This is a genomic window from Streptomyces sp. NPDC038200, from assembly GCF_055600785.1.
In genome coordinates this window covers 234,872-258,007 of record NZ_JBVJYH010000005.1, presented here as the reverse complement: position 1 = coordinate 258,007, position 23,136 = coordinate 234,872, and the positions used below count along the sequence as shown (strand labels likewise).

Genomic DNA, 23,136 nt, shown 5'->3' with positions numbered 1-23,136 from the left:
CTTCACACGGCCCAGCAGTCGGTGACGGGGACCATCCGCCAGCCAATCGGAAGCACGGGAAGAAATGTCGGCACCCAATAAGTCGTACGACCCTGTCGAGGTCGAGGCGTTGAAACCGGAAGAGATCGAGCGCATGCGGGACGAGGCGCTCGCCGCCTTCGCCGCCGCGGACTCCCTCGACGCGCTCCACGAGGCCAAGGTCGCCCACACCGGCCCGGCCTCCCCGCTGGCCCTCGCCAACCGCGAGATCGGCGCCCTGCCCCCGCACGCCAAGGCCGAGGCCGGCAAGCGCGTCGGCATGGCCCGCGGCGCCGTGAACAAGGGCCTCGCGGCCCGCCAGAGCGAGCTGGAGGCCGAGCGTGACGCCCGCGTCCTGGTCGAGGAGGCGGTGGACGTCACGCTGCCCTACGACCGGGTCCCGGCCGGCGCCCGGCACCCGCTGACCACGCTCTCGGAGCGCATCGAGGACATCTTCGTGGCCATGGGCTACGAGGTCGCCGAGGGCCCGCAGGTCGAGGCGGAGTGGTTCAACTTCGACGCCCTCAACATCGGCCCGGACCACCCCGCCCGCGGCGAGGCCGACACGTTCTTCGTGCAGGGCCCCGAGGGCGGCACCGAGTCCGGCCTGGTGCTGCGCACCCACACGTCGCCCGTGCAGATCCGCTCGATGCTCGACCGCGAGCTGCCGGTCTACGTGATCTGCCCCGGCGTCGTGTACCGCACGGACGAGCTGGACGCCACCCACACCCCGGTGTTCCGCCAGGTCGAGCTGCTCGCCATCGACGAGGGCCTGACCATGGCCGACCTCAAGGGCACCCTGGACCACATGGTCCAGTCCCTGTTCGGCGAGGGCATGAAGACCCGGCTGCGGCCGAACTTCTTCCCCTTCACCGAGCCGAGCGCCGAGATGGACATGCTCTGCTACGTGTGCAAGGGCGAGTCCGTCGGCAACCCCGACCGGCCCTGCCGCACCTGCTCCAGCGAGGGCTGGATCGAGCTGGGCGGCTGCGGCATGGTCAACCCGCGGGTGCTCACCGCCTGCGGCATCGACCCCGAGAAGTACAGCGGCTTCGCCTTCGGGTTCGGCATCGAGCGGATGCTGATGTTCCGCCACAACGTCGAGGACATGCGAGACATGGTCGAGGGTGACGTCCGGTTCACCCGGCCGTTCGGGATGGAGATCTGATGCGGGTCCCGCTTTCTTGGCTGCGGGAGTACGTCGACCTGCCGGCGACGGAGACCGGCCGCGACGTCCAGGCCAAGCTCATTTCGGCCGGCCTGGAGGTCGAGACCGTCGAACAGCTCGGCGCCGACCTCAAGGGCCCGCTGGTCGTCGGTCAGGTGCTGACCATCGAGGAGCTGGAGGGCTTCAAGAAGCCGATCCGCTTCTGCACGGTCGACGTAGGCCAGGCCAACGGCACCGGTGAGCCCCAGGAGATCGTCTGCGGCGCCCGCAACTTCGCCGTCGGCGACAAGGTCGTCGTGGTCCTCCCGGGCGCCACGCTGCCCGGCGGCTTCTCCATCGCCGCCCGCAAGACCTACGGCAAGACGTCCCACGGCATGATCTGCTCCAGCGACGAGCTGGGCATGGGCGACGACGGCACCCACGGCATCATCGTGCTGCCGCCGGAGACCGAGGTCGGCAAGAACGCCATCGAGCTGCTGGAACTGGTCGACGAGGTCCTGGACATCGCCGTCACCGCCAACCGCGGCGACTGCCTGTCCATCCGCGGCGTCGCCCGCGAGACCGCCATCGCCTACGGCCTGCCGCTGCGCGACCCGGCCCTGATCGACGTACCGGCCCCGAACGCCTACGGCTACCCGGTCCAGGTCTCCGAGCCGTTCGGCTGCGACCGCTTCACCGCCCGCACGGTCAGCGGCCTGCGTCCCGAGGCCCGCTCCCCGATCTGGCTCCAGCGCCGCATCCAGAAGGTCGGCATGCGCCCGATCTCGCTCGCCGTCGACGTCACGAACTACGTGATGATGGAGCTGGGCCAGCCCCTGCACGCCTACGACCGGAAGCTGGTCCAGGGCACCATCGGCGTGCGCCGGGCCGAGGAGGGCGAGAAGCTCGTCACCCTCGACGGCGTCGAGCGCAAGCTGCACGCCGAGGACCTGGTCATCACCGACGAGCGCGGCCCGATCGGCCTCGCCGGTGTGATGGGCGGCGCCCACACCGAGATCGCCGACCACGAGGTCACCGAGAACGGGGTGAACGGCACGACCGACGTGGTCATCGAGGCCGCCCACTTCGACGCCGTCTCGATCGCGCGCACGGCCCGCCGGCACAAGCTGCTCTCCGAGGCGTCCCGGCGCTTCGAGCGCGGCGTCGACCCGCAGGCCGCCGCGGCCGCCGCCCAGCGCACCGTGGACCTGCTGGGCCTGCTCGCCGGTGGTACGGCGGAGGCCGGCGTCACCGAGGTCATCGCGCCCTCGGCCCCGCACACCATCAGCATCCCGGCCGACCACCCGGACAAGGTGGCGGGCGTCGAGTACGGCCGGGAGACGGTCGTCCGCCGCCTCCAGGAGGTCGGCTGCGACGTGTACGGGCAGGACGAGCTGATCGTCACCGTCCCGTCCTGGCGGCCCGACCTCGTCGACCCGAACGACCTCGCCGAGGAGGTCATCCGCCTGGAGGGCTACGAGAACCTGCCCTCCACGCTGCCCAAGCCCCCCTCGGGCCGCGGCCTCACGCACCGCCAGCGGCTGCACCGCAGGGTCGGCCGCGCGCTGGCCGGCGCGGGCTACGTCGAGGCGCCGAACTACCCCTTCGTCGGCGAGCAGGTCTTCGACCAGCTCGGCCTGGAGGCCGACGACCCGGCCCGCCGTGTCGTCAAGCTGGTCAACCCGCTCAACGACGAGGAGCCCGCGCTGCGCACCACGCTGCTGCCGGGTCTGCTCGGCGCCCTGCGGCGCAATGCCGGCCGGGGCTCGCACGACCTGGCGCTGTTCGAGACCGGGCTGGTGTTCCACCCGCGCGAGGAGCAGCGGGTCGCCGCGCACCTGCCCGTCGACCGGCGTCCCACCGACGAGGAGATCGCCGCGCTGAACGCCGCGCTCCCCGAGCAGCCGCGGCATGTCGCCGTCGTCCTCGCGGGCGCCCGCGAACAGTCCGGCTGGTGGGGCAAGGGCCGTCCCGCGGACTGGGCCGACGCCGTCGAGGCGGCGCGTGCCGTGGCCCGTGAGGCCGGTGCCGAGCTGGTCGTGCGCAAGGGGCAGTACGGTCCCTGGCACCCCGGCCGCTGCGCCGAGCTGGTCGTCGTCGCCGACGGCACGGAGCAGGTCGTGGGCCATGCCGGAGAACTCCACCCGCGCGTCCTGAAGGCCCTGGGCCTGCCGGAGCGCACCAGCGCGGCGGAGCTGAACCTGGACGCCCTGGAGGCGGTGGGCGACGGCGTCCCGCAGGCGCCGCGGATCTCCACGTTCCCCGTCGCCACGCAGGACGTCGCCCTCGTGGTCGACCAGTTCGTGCCGCACGCCGAGGTGGAGGCCGCGCTGCGCGAGGGCGCGGGCGAACTCCTGGAGGCCATCCGGCTGTTCGACGTCTACGAGAACGCCGAGCAGCTGGGCGACGGCAAGAAGTCGCTGGCGTACGCGCTGCGCTTCCGGGCGGCCGACCGGACGCTGACCGTGGACGAGGCCTCGGCGGCTCGGGACGCGGCCGTCGCCCTCGCGGGCGAGCGGACGGGTGCGGTGCTTCGCGGATAGCCGCCGCGAGCTTTCCGTGCGCGCCCGGCCCCGGGTCCTCCGCGGCCGGGCGCGCACGCGCCGCGTCCGGCCCCGGGCCCCTCGGGGACGTGCCGGACCCGCTGCCGGCCGCATAAATGCAGGTCGGCTCGGCTTGTCTCACTCGTTCGGGTGGGAAGTGAGGGCGATCCGACCCGGCCGGGTCATGCCGTCGACAGAATCGGACCGGCCTTTCGGGGCCGGTCCGTCTGCTCTTCAGGGCCCACATGGGGGACCAGAGGCATGATCCGAATCAAGGCACGGGCGCCCACCGCACGAGGAGCCGTGCTGCCCACGGTCTGGGGAGCCGTCGCGGTCGGCTACAAGTTCGGCTGTCCACTCGCCCAGCAGAACGGGCTCGGGGCGCGCATCGTCACCAGCGCCGTCTTCTTCGCCGTCGGCACCGGCCTCATCTTCCATGTCCGCCGCACCCTCCTGCGGGAACTGCGGCTCGCCCGGCGAGCGGCGTGCGCCGCCCAGAACGTGGTGCTGCGTCCGCCGCCGCCGCGCCTCGACGGGCTCAACGTCGCCGCCGCCCAGCTGTCCGCGGACCGCGGCGCGAGCGTCGGCGGTGATCTGTACGAGGCCATCGCCACCGAGTACGGGGTCCGGGTGGTGATGGGCGACGTACGGGGGCACGGCCTGGCCGCCCTCGGCACCGTCGCCGCCCTCCTCGGCAGCTTCCGCGAGGCCGCGCACGACGAACCCGAACTGGGCCGCGTGCTCCGCAGACTGGACCGTGCCCTCGCCCGCCACCTGCGCGAGCGGGCCCGCGCCGAACATCCGGCGAGCGGCGCCGCGGATCCCGACAACCCGGTCGCCGAGGAGTTCGTCACCGTGCTGCTCCTGGAGATCGGCCGGGACGGCGAGCTGCGCGCCCTCAACTGCGGCCATCCGTGGCCGTATCTGCTCAGCGGCGACCGGGCCGAGCCGTTGACGCGGACCGACCCGCTGCCGCCGCTGGGGCCGTTCCCGCTGCCGAGGGCACTGGACGCCCACCCGTGCGGACAGCTGCTTCGCGGCGACTCCCTGGTCCTGTTCACGGACGGTGCGGAGGAGGCCAGGGACGCCCGCGGCCGGTTCTTCTCGCTGCCGGCGGCACTGCGCGAGGCCGTACGCGAGCATCCGGTCCCTCCGCAGACGGTCCTGCGCACCGTCTTCACGGCGCTCCTGCACCACACGGCCGGCACGCCGCAGGACGACATCGCGCTCCTGGTCCTGCGCAACGACCGCGGACGGTCCGGCTCCACCGACCCGGGGCCGCGGGACGGCGGCACCTGCGGCTCCGCCGCGCGCACCCGCACGGCCCCGACCCGTGCGCAGCCGACCACCCGCCGCTAGGGTCTTTCGTTTGGATCAGCCCGGCATGATCCAAACGAGAGGCCCTAGCCGCGCACCCGTGGGAGCAGCCGGGCCGCCGCTGTCTCGAGGGGGAGCCGGCGGCCCGGCCGACCTCTTGCGAGGCATCTCAGTCAACCGGCTCGACACGCTGAGCGACACCGCGCACACAGTCCGGATACGGGCACTCCGTTCACACCCCGTGTGAACGGACAGCCACTACGCTGACCGCACCAGGCCACTCGGGGGGCATTCCATGCAGCCCAACACTCTGCTCGACGCCATCCTGGACGAGGCGGGGATCTCGCACGCCGGTCTCGCCGCGCACGTCAACCAGGCGGGCCGCACCCGCGGTCTCGCGCTGCGGTACGAACACACCGCCGTGGCGCGCTGGTTGAAGGGGCAGCGGCCCCGCGGCCAGGTGCCCGACCTGATCTGCGAGGTGCTGGCCGCCCGGCTGCGCCGGCCGGTCACGCTGGACGACATCGGCCTGGGAGTGCCCGGCGAGCCGAGCACCCCGCACGCCGGTTCGCTGTCCGGCTTCGTGGAGCGGGCCACCGCCCTGTGGCGGTCGGACGAGCAGCAGCGGCCCCATGTGCTGGGCGCCCCCGCCGTCACCGGCACCCCGGCCGTGATGCCGGTGTGGGAGTGGGAGAACCCGCCCGAGGACGTGGACGTCTCGCGGGGCGGCCGGCAGCCGGTGACCACGGCCGACATCGAGATGCTGCGTGCCGCCCGGACGCACTACGAGCAGATGTACCGGAAGGCCGGCGGGATCGCGACCCGGACACGGATCGTCGGCTTCCTCAACGCCGAGGCGGCGCCCCTGCTGCGCGGCAGCTACACCGACGCCACGGGCCGTCAACTGCACCGGGCCACCGGCGGCCTGGTGGCGATCGCGGGTATCTGCGCGTACGACTCCGACGCCCACGGGCTCGCCCAGCGCTACTTCCATCAGGCGCTGCGGCTGGCGAAGGCCAGCGGCGACCGGGGACTCGGCGCGTACGTGATCGCCCTGCTGGTCAACCAGGCGCTGTTCATGCGGGAGTACCGGCAGGCCGTCGCCTTCGCCGAGGCCGCCCTGCGCACCGCCGGCAGACACATCACCCCGGCGCTCGCCTCCGACCTGTACGCGATGCAGGCCAAGGCGTACGCCCATCTAGGCGACAGCGGGAGCGCGTTGTCCTGCATCCGGCGCGCGGAGACGGCGGCCGACCGGATCCGGCGGGGCTACGAGCCCGACGAGACGGGGTACGTGCAGCCGGGGCTGGTCAATGTGCAGGTGGCCGAGGCGCTGCTCAGCCTCGGGGAACTCGCCGCGGCGAGGGAGCACGCGGCGGCGGCCGTCGACAACCCCGCCCACGACCGGGGGCGGGTGCACCGGCTGGCCATGCTCAGCACCATCGAACTGCGCCAGGGCAACGCCGACAACGCCGTGGCCACCGCCGTGCAGATGGCGGAGCAGGCTCGCGGAATGGAGTCGCAGCGACTGCGGGACAGACTCCGCGCGGTACGCGAGCATCTGGTGCGCTGCGGCTCGGCCGGCACCGCCGAGGCCGCCGAACTCATCGACGGGGCACTGCGCGTACCGCTGTAGGCCCACTGTAGGTGCACCGTCCCTGCTGCGATATTGCCACTTACTCGGCGGAAGGTGGCAGAACCGTGCAGTGGACGAAACAGAACGAACAAACTGTCTATGAAAACCGCTGGTTCAGCGTCAATCTCGCAGATGTCGAGCTGCCGGACGGCCGGCACCTGGACCACTTCCTGATCCGGATGCGCCCCGTGGCCGTCGCCACGGTCGTCAACGAGGCGAACGAGGTGCTGCTGCTGTGGCGGCATCGCTTCATCACCGACAGCTGGGGCTGGGAGCTGGCCGCGGGCGTGGTGGAGGACGGCGAGGACATCGCGAGCGCGGCGGCCAGGGAACTGGAGGAGGAGACCGGCTGGCGGCCGGGACCCCTGCACCACCTCATGAGCGTGGAGCCGTCCAACGGCCTCACCGACGCCCGGCATCACATCTACTGGTCCGACCGGGGCGAGTACGTCGGCCACCCCGTGGACGACTTCGAGTCGGACCGGCGGGAATGGGTCTCCCTCAAACTCGTCCCCGACCTGATCGCCCGTGGGGAGGTCCCGGCCGCCAACATGGCGGCCGCGTTACTGCTGCTGCACCACCTCAGGCTCGCCGAGGGCTAGTGGGCCGCCAGCGCCTGCCAGATCGTCACCACGAGCGCACCGAGCGCGGTCAGCGCGGCGAGCGAGGGCAGCGGCCAGCGTGCGTGTTCCAGCGAGGCCATCCGGGAGTTCAGCTCGTCCAGTTCCTTGGCGGTCTCCTCGGTGCGGTGACGCAGCAGCGCCAGCCCTCCCTCGACCCGGGCGTAGGCCACGTCGAGGCGGCGCCGTAACTCTGCGAGTTCTCCATGGACCACGGGATGCTCCGGTTCGGCGGTCACGAGTCCGTTCCTTTCGGTAGTCGAAATGGATGGTTCCGCATCCCTTGCATGCGCATGATGAGTCAACTCGCCTGGTGGGCGCGTGGGGAGCGTGTGCGACGGGCATATGCGTGCCCGGCGCGCACACGGTGTGTGAAACGTACGGGCCCGGCACCGCATGCGGTGCCGGGCCCGTACCGGGTAGCTCTGTGTGATCAGCCGTAGGCGTAGAAGCCCGAGCCGGTCTTCCGGCCGAGCCGGCCCGCCTCCACCATGCGCTGGAGCAGCGGCGGAGCGGCGTACAGCGGTTCCTTGTACTCGGCGTACATCGAGTTGGCGATGGAGACGATGGTGTCCAGGCCGATCAGGTCGGACAGCCGCAGCGGGCCCATCGGGTGGGCGCAGCCCATCTCCATGCCGTTGTCGATGTCCTCGCGGCTCGCGATGCCCGACTCGAACATCCGGATCGCGGACAGCAGGTAGGGCACGAGCAGCGCGTTCACCACGAAACCGGAGCGGTCCTGGGCGCGGATGGCGTGCTTGCCGAGCACCTTCTCGGCGAAGAGCTGGGCGCGGCCCAGCGTGCCCTCGGAGGTGGTGAGCGCCGGGATCAGCTCGACCAGCTTCTGCACGGGCGCCGGGTTGAAGAAGTGGATGCCGACGACGTGGTCGGGGCGGGAGGTGGCCACCGCCAGCTTCACCAGCGGGATGGAGGAGGTGTTGGAGGCCAGGATCGCGTCCGGCCGGGTCACCACCTGGTCCAGCACCTGGAAGATCTCGGTCTTCACCGCCTCGCTCTCCACCACGGCCTCGATCACGAGGTCACGGTCGGCGAACTCGCCGAGATCGGTGGTGAAGCTCAGCCGCGCCTGAGTGGAGTCCCGCTCCTCCTCGCTGATCTTGCCGCGCTCGGCGGCCTTGGCCAGGGAGTTCAACAGCCGGGTACGGCCGATCTCCAGGGCCTCGCCGGTGGTCTCGGCGACCTTCACGTCCAGTCCCGCGCGGGCGCACACCTCGGCGATGCCCGCGCCCATCTGGCCGCAGCCCACGACTCCGACGCGCGCAATGTCTCCCGATGGGAAGTCCGTCACATCGACCCCTTCGCTGTTCTCCGGCTCGCGGGCAGGACCTCCGGGTTGGGCGCCTGCTCCGATCGTGCACGTTACCGCCAAGTATCGATGATCGATCGGCCGGGTGGGTGCATCCTGAAGCGCGGAACGATCCGTGACGGAGCGGATCCGGAGCGTACGGGGGGTGTGCGGATGGTGGGCATGTCGCGGCGGGCCTTCGCGCGGGCCGCGCTGTCCACGCTGGCCGCGGCGCCGGCCGGGCGCGTCGGGGTCCCGGGGCCGTCCGGGCGGCCGGGCGAGACCTCGGAGCTGCGCGGTGTCTGGATCGCGACCGTCCTCAACCGGGACTGGCCCTCACGTCCCGGCCGCACGGCCACCGAGCAGCGCGAGGAACTGATCGCCCACCTCGACCGGGCCGTCCGCGACCGGCTCAACACGGTGATCCTCCAGGTGCGGCCCACGGCCGACGCCCTGTGGCCGTCGCCGTACGAGCCCTGGTCGGAGTACCTCACCGGCACCCAGGGCGGGAACCCGGGCTGGGACCCGCTGGGCACGGCCGTGGCGGAGGCCCACGCCCGGGGGCTGGAACTGCACGCCTGGTTCAATCCGTACCGGATCGCGCACCACGCCGACCCCGCCCGGCTCGCCGCCTCGCACCCGGCGCGCACGCACCCCGACTGGGTGGTGCCCTACGGCGGCCGGCTCTACTACGACCCCGGCCTGCCCGCGGTCCGCGCCTTCGTACGCCGGGCCATGCTCGACGCGGTCGCCCGCTACCCGGTCGACGCCGTCCACTTCGACGACTACTTCTACCCCTATCCGGTGGCGGGGCAGACCTTCGACGACGACGCGGCCTACGACCGTCACGGCGGGGCCTTCCCCAGCCGGGCGGCCTGGCGCCGGGACAACATCGACAAGCTGGTGCGCGAGATGGCCGCCGGCATCAAGCGGATCCGGCCCGGCACCCGGTTCGGGATCAGCCCCTTCGGGGTGTGGCGCAACGCGACGACCGACCCCCGCGGCTCCGAGACACGAGCGGGCATCGAGACGTACGACGATCTCTACGCGGACACCCGCAGATGGGTGCGCGGCCACTGGATCGACTACATCGTGCCGCAGCTGTACTGGCACATCGGCAACGCCGACGCCGACTACGCCCGGCTGATCGCCTGGTGGGCGGAGGTCGCCGAGGGCAGCGGGACGCACCTGTACGTCGGCGAGGCCCTGTACAAGGCGGGCGCCGCCGGGCAGCCCTCGGCGTGGCAGGACCCGGTCGAGCTGTCCCGGCACCTGACCCTCGCCGCGCGGTACCCGCAGGTCCGCGGACACGCCTTCTTCGCCGCCGGCGACGTCGCGGCCGATCCGGTCGGGGCGATGGCCAGGGTGGTCGCCGACCACTACCGGGGGCCGGCGAGACCACCGAGGTGACGACGAGACGACGACGGGTGACTACTGTCGTTGCTCGCTCTGGTGCTTGACCTGGCAGTCGGGTCCGGGCGACATGATCGCCTCGTGCCCGTTCTCGAAGCGGACGCGGTAGGGCGGGTTGCCCTCCTGCCCGAGTACTTCGACGACTTCGGAGACCTGGTCGTGCTGGCCCACCACCCTGCCGTGCTGGACAAGCTTGTCGCCCTTGGCTGCGCGCATGTGCCGTCCCTCCTCACGATCACGACCGCTGCGTGACGGCGATGCAGACGAGCACGGCGACAGCGGTCAGGGGAGCGGCCGCCGTGAAGTGCTCGCCCAGCAGCAGCGCCGACCACACCAGTGTGAGCAGGGGCTGGGCCAACTGCAACTGGCTGGCCCGGGGGATGCCGATGGCCGCCATGCCGCGGTACCAGACGAGCAGCCCGAGGAACGTCGATCCGACGGCCACCCAGACCAGGCCCGCGACGCCGTGACCGGTCAGGTGCACCGGCTCCCGCCACAGCGCCAGCGCCGCGGCCGGCACGGTCAGCGGCAGGCACAGCACCAGAGCCCAGCCGATCACCTGCCAGCCCGGCATGACCCGGGCCAGCCGGCCGCCCTCGGTGTACCCGGCCGCGCACACCAGCAGCGCCCCGAACAGACAGCCGTCGGCCGCGGTGAGCGCGCCGCCGCTCTGGCCGACGGTGAACGCGAGCACGGCCACGGCGCCCGCCACGGCCGCCAGCCAGAACCGGCGGGAGGGCCGGGCGCCGGTGCGCAGGGCGGAGAACACGGCGGTGGTCAGCGGCAGCAGCCCCACCACCACGGCCGCGTGGGCGGTGGTGGAGGTCTGGAGCGCGAGCGTGGTCAGCATCGGGAAGCCCAGCACCACTCCGGCGGCGACCACGGCCAGCCCGGCGAGATGGCGCCGCGCCGGCGGCCGTACGCCCAGGGCGAGCAGGCAGCCGCCGGCGACGACCGCGGCGAGGACCCCCCGCACCGCCACCAGCGACCAGGGGCCGAAGCTCTCCAGGGCCCAGGCGGTGGAGGGGAAGGTCAGCGAGAAGGCGATCACGCCGAGGCCGGCCTGGGCGGTGCCGCCGAGGACCCGGGGCTCCCGGGGGCGGGGAGCGGGGACTGCTATCGGGCTCGCGGTAGTAGCGCTACTCTGTGCTCTCATGCAGCAGCGTAGCAGCGTAGGCGAACTGGCAGAACAGCTCCGGCGCGAACTGGATCGCTACTCTCCTGGTGGAAAGCTCCCGTCGAGTCGGGCCCTGGTCGAGCGGTTCCGGGTGAGCCCGGTGACCGTTTCGCGGGCCCTCGCCCAGCTCGCCGCCGAGGGCTTGGTGGTCACCCGGCCCGGCGCCGGAGCCTTCCGGGCCCGGCCGCGCACCCCGCAGACCGCCGCCGGCGACACCTCCTGGCAGGAGGTCGCGCTGAGCGCCGACGGCGCCGCCGACCTCGTACCGCGCACGGTGGACGCCTCCGGAGTCACGGTCTCGCTGGCCGCGCCGGCTCCCGGCGTCCTGGAGTTCAACGGCGGCTATCTGCATCCGTCCCTCCAGCCCGAGCGGGCCATGGCGGCGGCCCTGGCCCGGGCCGGCCGGCGGCCCGGCGCCTGGACCAAGCCACCGCTGGACGGTCTGCCGGAGCTGCGGGAGTGGTTCGCGCGCGAGATCGGCGGGGCCGTCACGGCGGCCGAGGTGCTGGTCGCGGCGGGCGGCCAGTCCGCGCTGGCCACCGCCCTGCGCGCGCTCGCCCCGCCCGGCGCGCCGGTGCTCGTGGAGTCGCCCACCTATCCGGGCATGCTGGCGCTCGCCCGGGCGGCCGGCCTGCGGCCCGTGCCGGTGCCGGCGGACCCCGACGGGGTGCGTCCCGACCTGCTCGCGGAGGCCTTCCACGCCACCGGCGCCCGGGTCTTCGTCTGCCAGCCGCTGTTCCAGAACCCGACCGGTGCCGTGCTGGCTCCTGCCCGGCGGGCCGAGGTGCTGCGCATCGCCCGCGAGGCCGGCGCGTTCGTCGTCGAGGACGACTTCGTCCGCCGGCTCGTGCACGCCGACGCCGGTCCGCTGCCCCGCCCGCTGGCCGCCGACGACCCGGACGGCGTGGTCGTCCACGTCGGCTCGCTGACCAAGGCGACCTCGCCCAACTTCCGGGTGAGCGCGCTGGCCGCGCGCGGGCCGGTGCTGGAACGCCTGCGCGCCATCCAGGTCGTGGACACCTTCTTCGTCTCCCGGCCGTTGCAGGAGGCCGCCCTGGAACTCGTCGGCTCCCCGGCCTGGCCCCGTCATCTGCGGGCGCTGTCGGCCGAGCTGAAGATTCGCCGCGACACCATGACGGGCGCGCTCGCCCGGCACCTGCCCGAACTCGTCCTGCCGTACATCCCGTCCGGCGGCTATCACCTGTGGCTGCGCCTGCCCGACGGTGTCGAGGAGTCCGCCCTGACCGCGGCGGCCCTCCGCGCGGGCGTCGCCCTCACCCCCGGGCGTCCCTACTTCAGCGCCGAACCCCCGGCCGCCCATGTCCGGCTGAGCTTCGCGGCGGTCGCCGGAACGGGGGAGATCACGGAGGGGGTGCGGCGACTTCGCGCGGCCTGTGCGGAGGTGCCGGGAAAACCACTGGCCGCCCCGCCGCGGGGCCTGTGAGGATCACGGCATGAGTGATGCGCCCCCGCTTCCCGACGGTTACGAGTTCTCCGCCGACACCGGCCGCGTCGACGTCGACCGCGTCCACGGCTGGCTGTCGACCGACACCTACTGGGCGACCGGCCGCTCCCGCGAGAAGCACGAGCGGGCCATGGCCTCCTCGGTCAACTTCGGCGTCTACGAGACGGCCTCGGGGGAGCAGGTGGCGTACGCGCGCGTGGTCACCGACCAGGCACTGTTCGCCTGGCTCGCCGATGTGTACGTCGACCCGTCCGTGCGTGGCAAGGGGGTCGGCACGGCCTTCGTCGGCCGCATCCGCGACCACCTGCTGCCCCTGGGGCTGCGGCGGCTGGTGCTGGCCACGGAGGACGCGCACGGGGTCTACGCGAAGCTGGGCTTCCGGCCGCTGGACCACCCCGACCAGTGGATGGTGCACAACTTGGGGCAGGCGCCGGGCAGGTGAGGGGACACCCGTGCGCGCGGCGGGGCAGGCGCCGGGCACGTGAGGGCATACCCTGGGTAACTCCCAGGTAACACCCCTTGACCTGTTCCCCGCCGCGGCTCACCATCACCGCATGCCACTGAGGGTGACGTTCGTCGCCGCCGCGCGCGGTGCCCGGCTGCTCGCGGAGCGCTTCGAGGACGACCGGCCGCTGGACCAGGCCGGCTGGGACGAGGTGCAGCGCGTCGCCGGGGACCTGCTGCCGCTGGCGGCGGCCGAGCTGCGGTACTGCTCGCCGACCCCGCGCAGCCGGGCCACCGGCGACGCGCTGGGGTACGCCCCGCTGGTCCAGCTCGCGCTGCGGGACTGCGACATGGGCCGCTGGCGCGGGCTGACGCTGGGCGAGGCCATGGCCCGCGAGCCGCAGGCGGTGGACTCCTGGCTCGCCGATCCGCGGTCCACCCCGCACGGCGGCGAGTCCTTGCTGGAGTTCATCTCCCGGGTCGGCGGCTGGCTGGACACCCGGCCGGTGGACGACGGCGGCCGGATCGTCGCGGTGGCCGAGCCCGCCGTGATCCGGGCGGCCCTGGTCTACGCCCTGAAGGCGCCTCCCTCGACCTACTGGAACATCGACGTCCGCCCGCTCTCCACGACCACGGTCACCGGGCGCGCCGGCCGCTGGAACCTCCGCTTCGACGGGGCGCCGGCTCAGCCCTCGCGCACATAGCCGGTGGTGAGGAGGAGGTCCTTCGCCGGGCCGCCGACCCGCCACACCGTGCGCCAGCGGTCGGCGTCCAGGACGGTGAACTCGCCGCGGTAGAGGTCGGCCGAGCAGGGGTGGTCGGCGACGTACCGTCCGGTGGTCAGGTCCAGTTCGTGGAAGGGCCGGCCGTCCGCGAACCGCACGTCCGCCCGGCCCGGTGCGGGCCCCGGCAGGAACCGCAGCGTCCGGGTGGCCGGCCGCGCCACGCCCTGCCAGGTGAAGGTCCCGGCCTCCTCGTGCAGCAGCCCGCCGCCGTCCAGGGCGCTGAAGACGGTCACCCCGGTGAAGTGCCCCTCGGCCCCGCTCGCCAGGTCCCGGACCGCCCGCTCGACGCGCCAGCGTCCGGCCAGATGGGCCAGGACGTCGGGCACGGGCCAGCCGTCCGCCGTCGCGCTCTCCCCGGGTGCCGGGGCGTCGTCGCGCGCTCCGCGGCCGTCGGGGCGGACCGTCGCTCTCGTGCGTTCCGCGAGGTGCGGCACCCATCCAGGCATGCCCCGAGCTTACGTGCTCCCCATTGACGTGCTCATACCCCTTCCCTATCGTGCGTTCGAAGTGCTGACCAATGTCTGATATTTCGAACAGCTGGTAGATCGAACACCCGGGTACGTCGAACACTCAGAGCCGCGGAGTATCCATGTCACGCACCGCCCGCCGGAGACTCGGCCTGGGAGCGAGCGCCGTCCTGCTCGCCCTGGCCGCACTCCCCGCCCCCGCCCACGCGGAGGACGTCACCGACTACACGATCACCGTCGACCCCTCCGCCACCGGGCCGAAGATCGGGAAGACGATGTACGGCGTCTTCTTCGAGGACATCAACCGCGCCGCCGACGGCGGCCTGTACGCCGAACTCGTCCAGAACCGGTCCTTCGAGTACTCCACCGACGACAACACGGCCTACACCCCGCTGACCGCCTGGACGGTCTCCGGCACCGCGCGGGTCCTGAACGACTCCGGCCGACTCGCCGACCGCAACCGGGCCTACCTCGCCCTGGGGGCCGGCTCGTCCGTCACCAACGCCGGATACGACACCGGCATCGCCGTCCGGGACGGCAAGAAGTACGACTTCTCGGTGTGGGCCCGCGCCGAGGCCGGCAGCACCCTCACCGTCACCCTCCAGGACACCGGCGGCACGCTCGCCACCGCCCGGCGGGTGGCCGTGAACAGGAGCGGCTGGGCGCGGTACAGGGCCGCCTTCACCGCCACCCGCACCAGCACCACCGGCCGGCTCACCGTCGCCGCCGGTGCCGCCACGGCCCTGGACATGGTGTCCCTCTTCCCGCGCGACACCTACCGGCACGAGCCCAACGGGCTGCGCGAGGACCTCGCCGAGAAGGTCGCCGCCCTGCACCCCGGCTTCGTCCGCTTCCCCGGCGGCTGCCTGGTCAACACCGGCTCGATGCAGGACTACAGCGAGTCCTCCGGCTGGCAGCGCAAGCGCTCGTACCAGTGGAAGGACACCGTCGGCCCGGTCGAGCAGCGCGCCACCAACGCCAACTTCTGGGGCTACAACCAGAGCTACGGCCTCGGCTACTACGAGTACTTCCGGTTCGCCGAGGACGTCGGCGCCATGCCGCTGCCCGTCGTACCGGCCCTGGTGACCGGCTGCGGCCAGAACCAGGCCGTGGACGACGAGGCACTGCTCCGGCGGCACATCCAGGACACCCTGGACCTCATCGAGTTCGCCAACGGCCCGGCGACCTCGAAGTGGGGCAGGGTGCGTGCCGGGATGGGCCACCCCGAGCCCTTCCACCTCACCCACATCGAGGTCGGCAACGAGGAGAACCTGCCGGACGAGTTCTTCGCGCGGTTCACGCGGTTCCGCGCGGCCGTCCAGGCGAAGTACCCGTCCATGCGGGTGATCTCCAACGCCGGCCCGGACGACTCGGGCACGACCTTCGACACGGCCTGGAAGCTCAACCGGGACGCCCGGGTCGACATGGTCGACGAGCACTACTACAACAGCCCGCGGTGGTTCCTGCAGAACAACGACCGCTACGACTCCTACGACCGCTCGGGGCCGAAGGTCTTCCTCGGCGAGTACGCCTCCCAGGGCAACGCCTTCAGGAACGGCCTCGCCGAGGCGGCGTACATGACCGGCCTGGAGCGCAACGCGGACGTCGTCCAGCTGGCCTCCTACGCGCCGCTGTTCGCCGACGAGGACTACGTCCAGTGGAGCCCGGACATGGTGTGGTTCGACAACCACTCCTCCTGGGGCTCGGCCGACTACGAGGTCCAGAAGCTGTTCATGACCAACGTGGGCGACCGGGTGGTGCCGAGCGAGGCCACCGCCACGCCGGGCCTCAGCGGGCCCCTCACCGGCGCGGTCGGCCTGTCCACCTGGGCGACCAGCGCCGCCTACGACGACGTGCGGGTCACCGCCGCGGACGGCACGACGCTGCTGAGCGACGACTTCTCGGGTGACGCGGCGCGATGGACGCACACCGGGAGCGGGTCATGGGCCGTGCGGGACGGGCAGTACGTGCAGACGGACACCGCCGCCGAGAACACCATGGTCCAGGCCGGTGACGTCGGCTGGCACGACTACGACCTGCACCTGAAGGCCACCAAGAAGTCCGGCGCCGAGGGCTTCCTCGTCGCCTTCGGCGTCAAGGACACCGGGAACTACTACTGGTGGAACATCGGCGGCTGGAACAACACCCGGTCGGCGGTGGAGCAGGCCGTGGACGGCGGCAAGTCCACGCTGGTCTCCAAGGCCGGGACGGTCGAGACCGGCCGCACCTACGACATCGGCGTCACGGTGCGGGGCCGCCAGGTCACCCTCACCCTGGACGGCCAGGAGTGGGGCAGCTTCACCGACGACAAGCCGGCCGAGCCGTTCCGTCAGGTCGTCACCCGGGACGCGAGGACCGACGAGCTGATCGTCAAGGTCGTCAACGCCCAGTCCGCCGCGGCCCGTACGGCGATCGACCTGGGCGGCGCCGAGGTGGCGTCCAGGGCGAAGGTGACCACGCTCGCCGCCGCGCCGGACGCGGTGAACACCGAGACGTCCACGGCGGTCGCCCCGGAGACGTCCACCTTCACCGGAGCCGCCGACCGGTTCACGTACACCTTCCCGGCGAACTCCGTCACCTTCCTCAGGATCAAGCAGAGGTGACCGGGGCCTCCTGCGCGGGCTGCTGCCGCTCCAGCGGCAGCAGCCCGCGTTCGGTGAAGACCTTCTTGGCGACGAAGGTGGCGTTCAGCGCCTTCGGCATGCCGCAGTAGACGGCGGAGTGCAGCAGCGCCTCCGTGATCTGCTCCGGCGTGAGGCCCACGTTCAGGGCCGCGTTCACATGCACGTCCAGCTGCGCCTCGCAGCCGCCCAGCGCGGTGAGCATGCCCAGGGTGACCAGCTGGCGGTCGCGCGGGGCGAGGCCGGGCCGGTCGTACATCTCCCCGAAGGCCCAGGCGACGACCTGGTGGCCCAGCTCGGGGTTGATGTCGGCGAGCGAGTCGACGACCCGCTGCCCGGCCTCGCCGTCGACCCTCTTCAGGACCTCCAGGCCGTGGGTGAAACGCTCGTCACGCGTGGTGCTCCGCTGGTTGCTCATGACCGGAACCGTAGGAGTTGGAGCGCACTCCAACGCAAGTGCGGTCAGCCGCCGAAGTACCGCTGGGCCGCCCGCACCCCCGCCACCAGCGCGTCGATCTCCGCCAGGGTGTTGTACACGTGGAAACTCGCCCGGGTGGTGGCCGGGATGCCGTACCGCTTCGCGATCGGCCGGGCGCAGTGGTGGCCGACGCGCACCGCGACGCCCCGCTCGTCCAGCACCTGGCCGACGTCGTGCGGGTGGATGCCGTCGACCGTGAAGGAGACCGCCGAGCCGCGGTCGGCCGGGCCGGCCGGGCCGATCACCCGGACCCCGGGCACCTCGGCGAGCAGCTCCAGGGCGCGGGCGGTGAGCGTCTCCTCGTACGCCGCCACCTCGGCCATGCCCAGCCGCTCCAGGTACTCCACCGCCGCCGCGAGCCCCACCGCCTGCGCGGCCATGGGCACGCCCGCCTCGAAGCGCTGCGGCGGCGGCAGGAACGTGGTGCGGTCCATCTCCACGATCTCGATCATCGAACCGCCGGTGAGGAACGGCGGCAGCGCGGAGAGCAGCTCCGTGCGGCCCCACAGCACCCCGATGCCGTTCGGGCCCAGCATCTTGTGCCCCGAGAAGGCGAGGAAGTCCGCGCCCAGTTCCCGCACGTCGACCGGGCGGTGCGGGACGGACTGGGCGCCGTCCACGACCACCAGCGCGCCGGCCGCGTGCGCCCGGTCGGCCAGCTCCCGGACCGGGTTGAGCGTGCCGAGGACGTTGGACTGGTGGGTGAGGGCGAGCACCTTGGTGCGCTCGTCCAGGAGGGCGTCCGCCCGGGACAGATCCAGCCGGCCCTCGTCGGTGAGGCCGAACCAGTCCAGCGTCGCGCCCGTCCGCTCGGCGAGCTGCTGCCAGGGGACCAGGTTCGCGTGGTGCTCCATCTCCGTCACCACGATCCGGTCGCCGGGACCGACCCGGCCGGCGTTGCCCAGCGCGTAGGCGACCAGGTTGATGCCCTCGGTGGTGTTCTTGGTGAAGACCACCTCGTCGTCCGCGGCTCCGACGAACCGGGCGATCGTGTGCCGGGCGTGCTCGTACGCCTCCGTCGCCTCGCCCGCCAGCTGGTGGGCCCCGCGGTGCACGGCCGCGTTGCGGGTCAGGTAGAAGTCCCGTTCCGCGTCGAGCACCTGGAGCGGTTTCTGGGTGGTCGCCCCGGAGTCCAGGTAGACGAGCGGGGCGCCGCTCGCCACCGTCCGCTCCAGGATCGGGAAGTCCTTGCGCAGCGCGTCCACATCGAAGGGCACGGGTCCCGCCTCTCACGCTTTCTCGGATGTTTCTCCGTGAGGAACGCTAAGCCTTCCTCACGGGAAACCGCAAGAATTGCCGTGAGGGGTGGCTACCATGGGGCCGTGGATCACGAGACCCCCGTCTACCTGCACCAGCTCCCGGTCCCCGGCGAGGACCGGTACGCCTCGCTGGCGCTGGTCAACACGCGGTTCACCGTCAGTCACGGCCGGGTCGACCTGCTGGAGGACGCCGAGGCGGCGCATCTGTGGCTGGTCCGGCACGCGCTGCTGCCCGACCCGGTGGCCCTGAACGGCAGGCAGTCCGGCCGGCTGCGGGTCCTGCGGGAGGCACTGCGGGCCCTGTTCGAGGCCCGGGCCGCCGGCACGGAGCCGCCCGCCGAAGCCCTCGACACCCTCAACGCCACGCTCGCCGCCGCCCCCGCCACCCCCCGGCTGGCCTGGACCGCGGACGGCCCCCGCCGGGCCGACGTCCCGGACGCCGGAAACCCGGCCGCCGCCGCGCTCTCGCTGCTCGCCGAGGACGCCACCGACCTGCTCACCGGTGCCGACGCGGACCAGCTCACCGAGTGCGCCGCCCAGGGCTGCGCCCGCTGGTTCCTGCGCTCGCACGGCGCCCGCCGCTGGTGCACCACCAAGTGCGGCAACCGGGTCCGCGCCGCCCGTGCCTACGCGGCCCGCAAGACCGGTTCACCTTAAAAACACCTGCCGGAAATCCTCAGTTCTCCGGCGGGCCGTGAAATTCACTCGGTGTTTCCCTCGGTCGCAAGAAGTTGCCTCGTTTTCCGGTGGGCGCACAACCATCCGGAAACGCGCCCCGTCTAAGTCGGCGAATCAATGGGGGCATACATTCTGTGAGGACCGCCGAAATGCACCGCAGTACTCCAGCCGGCGTCCGTGGCATTGCGCACGGGAACTCGAGGCGACACCCGGACGGGAAAAGGGTGTGAAAGCCGTGTCCCGGCCGAGGCAGGCCGCCGCCCTGCTCGCCGCGGTCGTCACGATCGCCGCCTACTGCGCCGGTGACGTCCTCGCCCGCTGCTATCCCTTCGGCCCCCGCACCCGCAGCGTCAACGACCTCGGCAACCAGTTCGTCCCCTTCCACGCCCACCTGTGGGACCTGCTGCACGGCAGGGCCGAGGGCGGCCTCCTGGTCAACTGGCAGTCCGGCTACGGCTCCAGCTTCCTGCCCGACCTCGGCACCTATCTCGGCAGCCCGGCAGCCCTGCTGGTCGCCCTCTTCCCCCGCGACGAGATCGACCTCGCGGTCTACGTGGTCACCGTCCTGAAGATCGCCTCCGCCGCCGCGGCCATGGCCTGGCTGCTGCTCTCCGTGCGTCCCGGCCGCTGGTGGGCGGCGGGTCTGCTCGGCTCCTCCTACGCCCTGTGCGGCTGGACCCTCGCGGACGCCGACTACAACCCGATGTGGCTCGACGGGCTGATCGCCCTGCCCCTGCTGTGCCTGGTCGGCGAAGGGGCGCTCACCGGACGCCGGCGGCTGCCCGGCGTCCTGATCGTCGCCCTCGCCTGGACCGCCAACTTCTACACCGCCTACATGGCGACCCTCGGCGCCGCCCTGGTGCTGCTGCTCCGGCTCGCGCTCCGCCGGCCGCCGCGCCGGGAGGCCCTCGCCACGGCCGGCCGGGCCGTCCTCACCACCGTCCTCGGCATGGGCCTCGCCGCCCCCCTGGTCACGGTGGTCTACTTCGGCACCGCGCACGCCTACCCCGGCCGCACGCGCGACTTCAGCCCGGTACCGACCGAGGACGTGCTGGCCCGGCTGCTGCCGACGGCGTACGGCTGGGGCTCGCCGGCCCTCTACGTCGGCACCACCGCGCTGCTGCTCGCCCTCGCCCTGCCCTTCCACCGGGCGGTCCCCGGGCGGGTGCGCGCGGGCTGGACGGCCCTGGTGCTCACGGCCGTCCTGTCCCTCCAGTGGGCCCCCACCCACCTGGTCTGGCACGCCTTCGCCACCCCGCAGGGCAGCCCCTACCGGCAGACCTTCGTCGTCTGCGGGCTGCTCGTCCTCGCCGCCTGGCAGGCACTGTCGTACGGCCTGCCCGACGTGCGGACCCTCGGCACGGCGACCGCGCTGCTCGCCCTGATCACCGCCCTCGCCGGCCGCAGCACCCAGATCCGGCCCTTCACCTGGCCCGTGCTGCTGCTCGCCGTCGCCGGGGCCCTCGGCGGGCTGGTCCTGCTGGCCCGCACCGGGCGGCGCGGCCGGCTCGCCGGGCCGGCCGTCCTGCTCCTGCTCGGCGCGCAGATCGGGGAGAGCGCCGCCACCTCGGCCGTGGCCGTCCGGCTGCGCCTCGCGCACCAGGACGACTACGCGCCCTGGGGCGAGCGGCAGGAGCGGCAGTCCGCGCTGATCGCCGAGGCCGACGACTGGCCCCGGTACCGCACCGAACCCGGCCGCGAGCAGACCGTGGGCAACGACCCGCTGCTGGTGGGCGGCGAGGGCGCCCAGTACTACAGCAGCCTGACCTCGGACGTCCTCAGCCGCACCCTCACGGCGCTCGGCGACGGCTGGACCTCGCGCGGGCGGAGCGTGCAGAGCCTGGACAACGCCGTGACGGACGTGATCTTCTCCGTCGGCGCCCGGGTGCACTCCCCGCCCGACCCGCACCCCCGGCACGCCCCGGCGGCCGAGTTCCCCGCGCACGTGACCCGGCGGGACGTCCCGCCCCTGGTGACGGTCCGGCGCACCCCGGACACCCGTCCCTTCGGCCCGTCGCCCTACCGCAACCAGGAGATCCTGCTCGGCAGCCGGGTCTACACCCAGCCCCGCCTCGCCGTGCGGGACGACTCCGGCAGGCCGCTCCCGTCACGCCGGGTCGGTTCCGGCGGCGCGCTGACCCGGCCGACGATCACCGCCCGCTGTCCGGCGGGGACCCAGGTGAACCTGTGGGCCCCGCACTACTCCGGCACCGCCCGGCTCGACGGCAACGCCGCCGCCCTCTTCAACTCCAGGGGCGGGCGCAACCGCGCGGGCACGGCACCGCTCGGTACGGCTCCCGCCTCCGGGCTGCTGCGGATCCGGCTGACCCCGAACCGGCCCGGCACCGTTCCGCCCGGCGCGATCGGCTGCCTGGACACCGGCCGGCTGCGCACCGCCGCCGCGCGGCTGGGGGCTGCCGGCGCCACGGACGTCACCGTCTCCGACGGCACCGTCCGGGCCCTGCTGCCCGCCGGCAGCAAGGGGATCGCGGTCGTCGCGGCACCCCGGATCGCCGGCTGGCGCTGCGCCACCGGCGACGGCCCCGAGCGCCCCGCCGACTCCTACCACGGCCTGATCGCCGTCCCGCTCGACGGCACCTCGACCAGCCTGACCTGCACCTTCCACCCGCCCGGCCTGCGGCTGGGCGGGGCGGTCGGCGCGGCCTCGCTGCTGACCCTCGTCCTGCTCACCGCCGCCACCGCCGTCCGCCGCCGACGCGCCCCGGCGGCGCCCACGACCACATCACCGCGCGAGCGCGTGACCAGCGCTCGCTGACCGCGTCCAGGGGGGACCCGCCATGCTGATATCGATCGTCGCGCCCTGCTACAACGAGGAAGACGTCGTCGCCCGCTTCCACGAGGAGGTGCAGAAGGTCGCCGAGGAACTGCTGCCCCTCGGCCACGACATGGAGTTCGTGTACGTGGACGACGGCAGCCGGGACCGGACGCTCGCCGTCCTCCGGCGGCTGGCCGACCGCGACGCCCGGGTGCGCTACGTCTCCTTCAGCCGCAACTTCGGCAAGGAGGCGGCCCTGCTCGCCGGACTGCGCCACGCCTCCGGCGACTCGGTGATCGTCATGGACGCCGATCTGCAGCACCCGCCCGAGCTGATCAAGCGCATGGTCGAGCTGCGCGAACAGGGCCACGACCAGGTCATCGCCCAGCGCACCCGCACCGGCGACCGGCTCGCCCGCACCCTCACCGCACGCCTGTACTACCGGCTCGTCAACCGCCTGGTCGACGTCGAACTCGTCGACGGGGTGGGGGACTTCCGGCTGCTGTCGCGCCGGGTGGTGGACGCCGTGCTGGCCCTCACCGAGTACAACCGCTTCTCCAAGGGACTGTTCGCCTGGGTGGGATTCCCGAGCACCACCTTCGCGTACGAGAACGCGGTGCGCGAGGCCGGCCGCAGCTCCTGGGACCTGCGCGGCCTGCTCAACTACGGCCTCGACGGCCTGCTGTCCTTCAACAACCGGCCGCTGCGCGCCGCGCTCTGGCTCGGCGTGGGCCTGCTGCTGTGCGCCGGCCTCTACACCGCCTGGATCGTGGGCGCCGCCCTGGTCAACGGGGTGCAGACACCCGGTTATGTGACCATCATCACCGCCGTCACCGCCCTCGCGGGCGTCCAGATGGTCATGCTGGGAGTCATCGGGGAGTACACCGGCCGCATCTACTACGAGGTGAAGGGGCGCCCGCACTTCCTGGTGAAGGCGACCAATGTGGAACGGACGAAAGATCTCATCCCCTGATGCCGAATCGTGC

General features: G+C 72.8%; 20 protein-coding genes. 13 read left to right on the top strand and 7 right to left on the bottom strand.

Annotated elements, in window-relative coordinates; genetic code table 11:
* Positions 1-64: 64 nt before the first annotated feature.
* From pheS to ACZ7KF_RS13380, 5 genes are all read left to right on the top strand, one after another.
* A complete protein-coding gene (gene pheS / locus ACZ7KF_RS13400) occupies positions 65-1,186 on the top strand; it encodes a phenylalanine--tRNA ligase subunit alpha (RefSeq protein ID WP_471072855.1) in 1,122 nt (373 codons plus the stop codon).
* Positions 1,186-3,708: a phenylalanine--tRNA ligase subunit beta gene (gene pheT / locus ACZ7KF_RS13395; protein ID WP_471072852.1), complete on the top strand. Its 2,523-nt coding sequence runs from the start codon at positions 1,186-1,188 to the stop codon at positions 3,706-3,708. The genes pheS and pheT overlap by 1 nt, the downstream gene beginning before the upstream one ends.
* A 261-nt stretch (positions 3,709-3,969) precedes the next feature.
* Complete coding sequence (locus tag ACZ7KF_RS13390) at positions 3,970-5,067, top strand: PP2C family protein-serine/threonine phosphatase (protein ID WP_471072849.1); 1,098 nt, start codon at positions 3,970-3,972, stop codon at positions 5,065-5,067.
* Between the two features lie 253 nt (positions 5,068-5,320).
* Positions 5,321-6,661 carry a transcriptional regulator gene (locus ACZ7KF_RS13385; RefSeq protein ID WP_471072846.1) on the top strand — a complete coding sequence of 447 codons (1,341 nt, stop codon included), beginning with the start codon at positions 5,321-5,323 and terminating at the stop codon, positions 6,659-6,661.
* Between the two features lie 65 nt (positions 6,662-6,726).
* The gene (locus ACZ7KF_RS13380; protein WP_471072844.1) at positions 6,727-7,263 is read left to right on the top strand and encodes an NUDIX hydrolase; all 537 of its coding nucleotides are present in this window, start codon (positions 6,727-6,729) and stop codon (positions 7,261-7,263) included.
* Here ACZ7KF_RS13380 and ACZ7KF_RS13375 read toward each other — a convergent pair.
* Positions 7,260-7,520: a hypothetical protein gene (locus tag ACZ7KF_RS13375; RefSeq protein WP_361692557.1), complete on the bottom strand. Its 261-nt coding sequence runs from the start codon at positions 7,518-7,520 to the stop codon at positions 7,260-7,262. The two genes, ACZ7KF_RS13380 and ACZ7KF_RS13375, sit on opposite strands and share 4 nt — an antisense overlap.
* A gap of 194 nt (positions 7,521-7,714) precedes the next feature.
* The gene (locus ACZ7KF_RS13370; RefSeq protein ID WP_225822038.1) at positions 7,715-8,590 is read right to left on the bottom strand and encodes a 3-hydroxybutyryl-CoA dehydrogenase; all 876 of its coding nucleotides are present in this window, start codon (positions 8,588-8,590) and stop codon (positions 7,715-7,717) included.
* Between the two features lie 180 nt (positions 8,591-8,770).
* On the opposite strand from ACZ7KF_RS13370, the gene ACZ7KF_RS13365 reads away from it, so the two are divergent.
* Positions 8,771-9,997 (top strand): glycoside hydrolase family 10-like protein, encoded by a 1,227-nt coding sequence (locus ACZ7KF_RS13365; RefSeq protein WP_471073396.1) that lies wholly within the window; start codon positions 8,771-8,773, stop codon positions 9,995-9,997.
* Positions 9,998-10,018: 21 nt separating this feature from the next.
* Here ACZ7KF_RS13365 and ACZ7KF_RS13360 read toward each other — a convergent pair whose 3' ends face one another.
* Positions 10,019-10,216 carry a DUF1918 domain-containing protein gene (locus tag ACZ7KF_RS13360; RefSeq protein ID WP_471072841.1) on the bottom strand — a complete coding sequence of 66 codons (198 nt, stop codon included), beginning with the start codon at positions 10,214-10,216 and terminating at the stop codon, positions 10,019-10,021.
* Positions 10,217-10,235: 19 nt separating this feature from the next.
* Positions 10,236-11,156 carry a DMT family transporter gene (locus tag ACZ7KF_RS13355; RefSeq protein WP_471072839.1) on the bottom strand — a complete coding sequence of 307 codons (921 nt, stop codon included), beginning with the start codon at positions 11,154-11,156 and terminating at the stop codon, positions 10,236-10,238.
* On the opposite strand from ACZ7KF_RS13355, the gene ACZ7KF_RS13350 reads away from it, so the two are divergent.
* From ACZ7KF_RS13350 to ACZ7KF_RS13340, 3 genes are all read left to right on the top strand, one after another.
* The gene (locus tag ACZ7KF_RS13350; protein WP_471072836.1) at positions 11,155-12,621 is read left to right on the top strand and encodes an aminotransferase-like domain-containing protein; all 1,467 of its coding nucleotides are present in this window, start codon (positions 11,155-11,157) and stop codon (positions 12,619-12,621) included. The two genes, ACZ7KF_RS13355 and ACZ7KF_RS13350, sit on opposite strands and share 2 nt — an antisense overlap.
* Positions 12,622-12,631: 10 nt before the next feature.
* Positions 12,632-13,084, top strand: coding sequence for a GNAT family N-acetyltransferase (locus ACZ7KF_RS13345; protein WP_471072833.1), 453 nt, complete (start codon positions 12,632-12,634; stop codon positions 13,082-13,084).
* 112 nt (positions 13,085-13,196) lie between these two features.
* Entirely contained in the window at positions 13,197-13,790 is a 594-nt protein-coding gene (locus ACZ7KF_RS13340; RefSeq protein WP_471072830.1) for a histidine phosphatase family protein, read from the top strand.
* Here ACZ7KF_RS13340 and ACZ7KF_RS13335 read toward each other — a convergent pair.
* On the bottom strand, positions 13,772-14,317 hold the full coding sequence (locus ACZ7KF_RS13335) for a DUF6314 family protein (protein WP_471072827.1): 546 nt from the start codon (positions 14,315-14,317) through the stop codon (positions 13,772-13,774). The genes ACZ7KF_RS13340 and ACZ7KF_RS13335 overlap by 19 nt on opposite strands.
* Positions 14,318-14,460: 143 nt before the next feature.
* Here ACZ7KF_RS13335 and ACZ7KF_RS13330 point away from each other — a divergent pair, with 143 nt between their 5' ends.
* A complete protein-coding gene (locus ACZ7KF_RS13330) occupies positions 14,461-16,941 on the top strand; it encodes an alpha-L-arabinofuranosidase C-terminal domain-containing protein (protein ID WP_471072824.1) in 2,481 nt (826 codons plus the stop codon).
* Here the strand turns inward: ACZ7KF_RS13330 and ACZ7KF_RS13325 are convergent.
* Together ACZ7KF_RS13325 and ACZ7KF_RS13320 are read right to left on the bottom strand one after the other, a co-directional pair.
* Positions 16,928-17,377, bottom strand: a complete 450-nt coding sequence (locus ACZ7KF_RS13325) for a carboxymuconolactone decarboxylase family protein (RefSeq protein ID WP_471072821.1) — start codon at positions 17,375-17,377, stop codon at positions 16,928-16,930. The genes ACZ7KF_RS13330 and ACZ7KF_RS13325 overlap by 14 nt on opposite strands.
* A gap of 44 nt (positions 17,378-17,421) precedes the next feature.
* Positions 17,422-18,654, bottom strand: coding sequence for an aminotransferase class V-fold PLP-dependent enzyme (locus tag ACZ7KF_RS13320; protein WP_471072818.1), 1,233 nt, complete (start codon positions 18,652-18,654; stop codon positions 17,422-17,424).
* A 105-nt stretch (positions 18,655-18,759) separates the two neighbouring features.
* Between ACZ7KF_RS13320 and ACZ7KF_RS13315 the strand changes: the two genes are divergently transcribed.
* The 3 genes from ACZ7KF_RS13315 to ACZ7KF_RS13305 all read left to right on the top strand — a co-directional run bounded on the left by ACZ7KF_RS13315 (position 18,760) and on the right by ACZ7KF_RS13305 (position 23,123).
* A complete protein-coding gene (locus ACZ7KF_RS13315; protein ID WP_471072815.1) occupies positions 18,760-19,353 on the top strand; it encodes an ABATE domain-containing protein in 594 nt (197 codons plus the stop codon).
* A gap of 247 nt (positions 19,354-19,600) precedes the next feature.
* The gene (locus ACZ7KF_RS13310; RefSeq protein WP_471072812.1) at positions 19,601-22,150 is read left to right on the top strand and encodes a YfhO family protein; all 2,550 of its coding nucleotides are present in this window, start codon (positions 19,601-19,603) and stop codon (positions 22,148-22,150) included.
* A gap of 22 nt (positions 22,151-22,172) precedes the next feature.
* Positions 22,173-23,123 carry a glycosyltransferase family 2 protein gene (locus tag ACZ7KF_RS13305; protein ID WP_471072809.1) on the top strand — a complete coding sequence of 317 codons (951 nt, stop codon included), beginning with the start codon at positions 22,173-22,175 and terminating at the stop codon, positions 23,121-23,123.
* Positions 23,124-23,136: the final 13 nt, after the last annotated feature.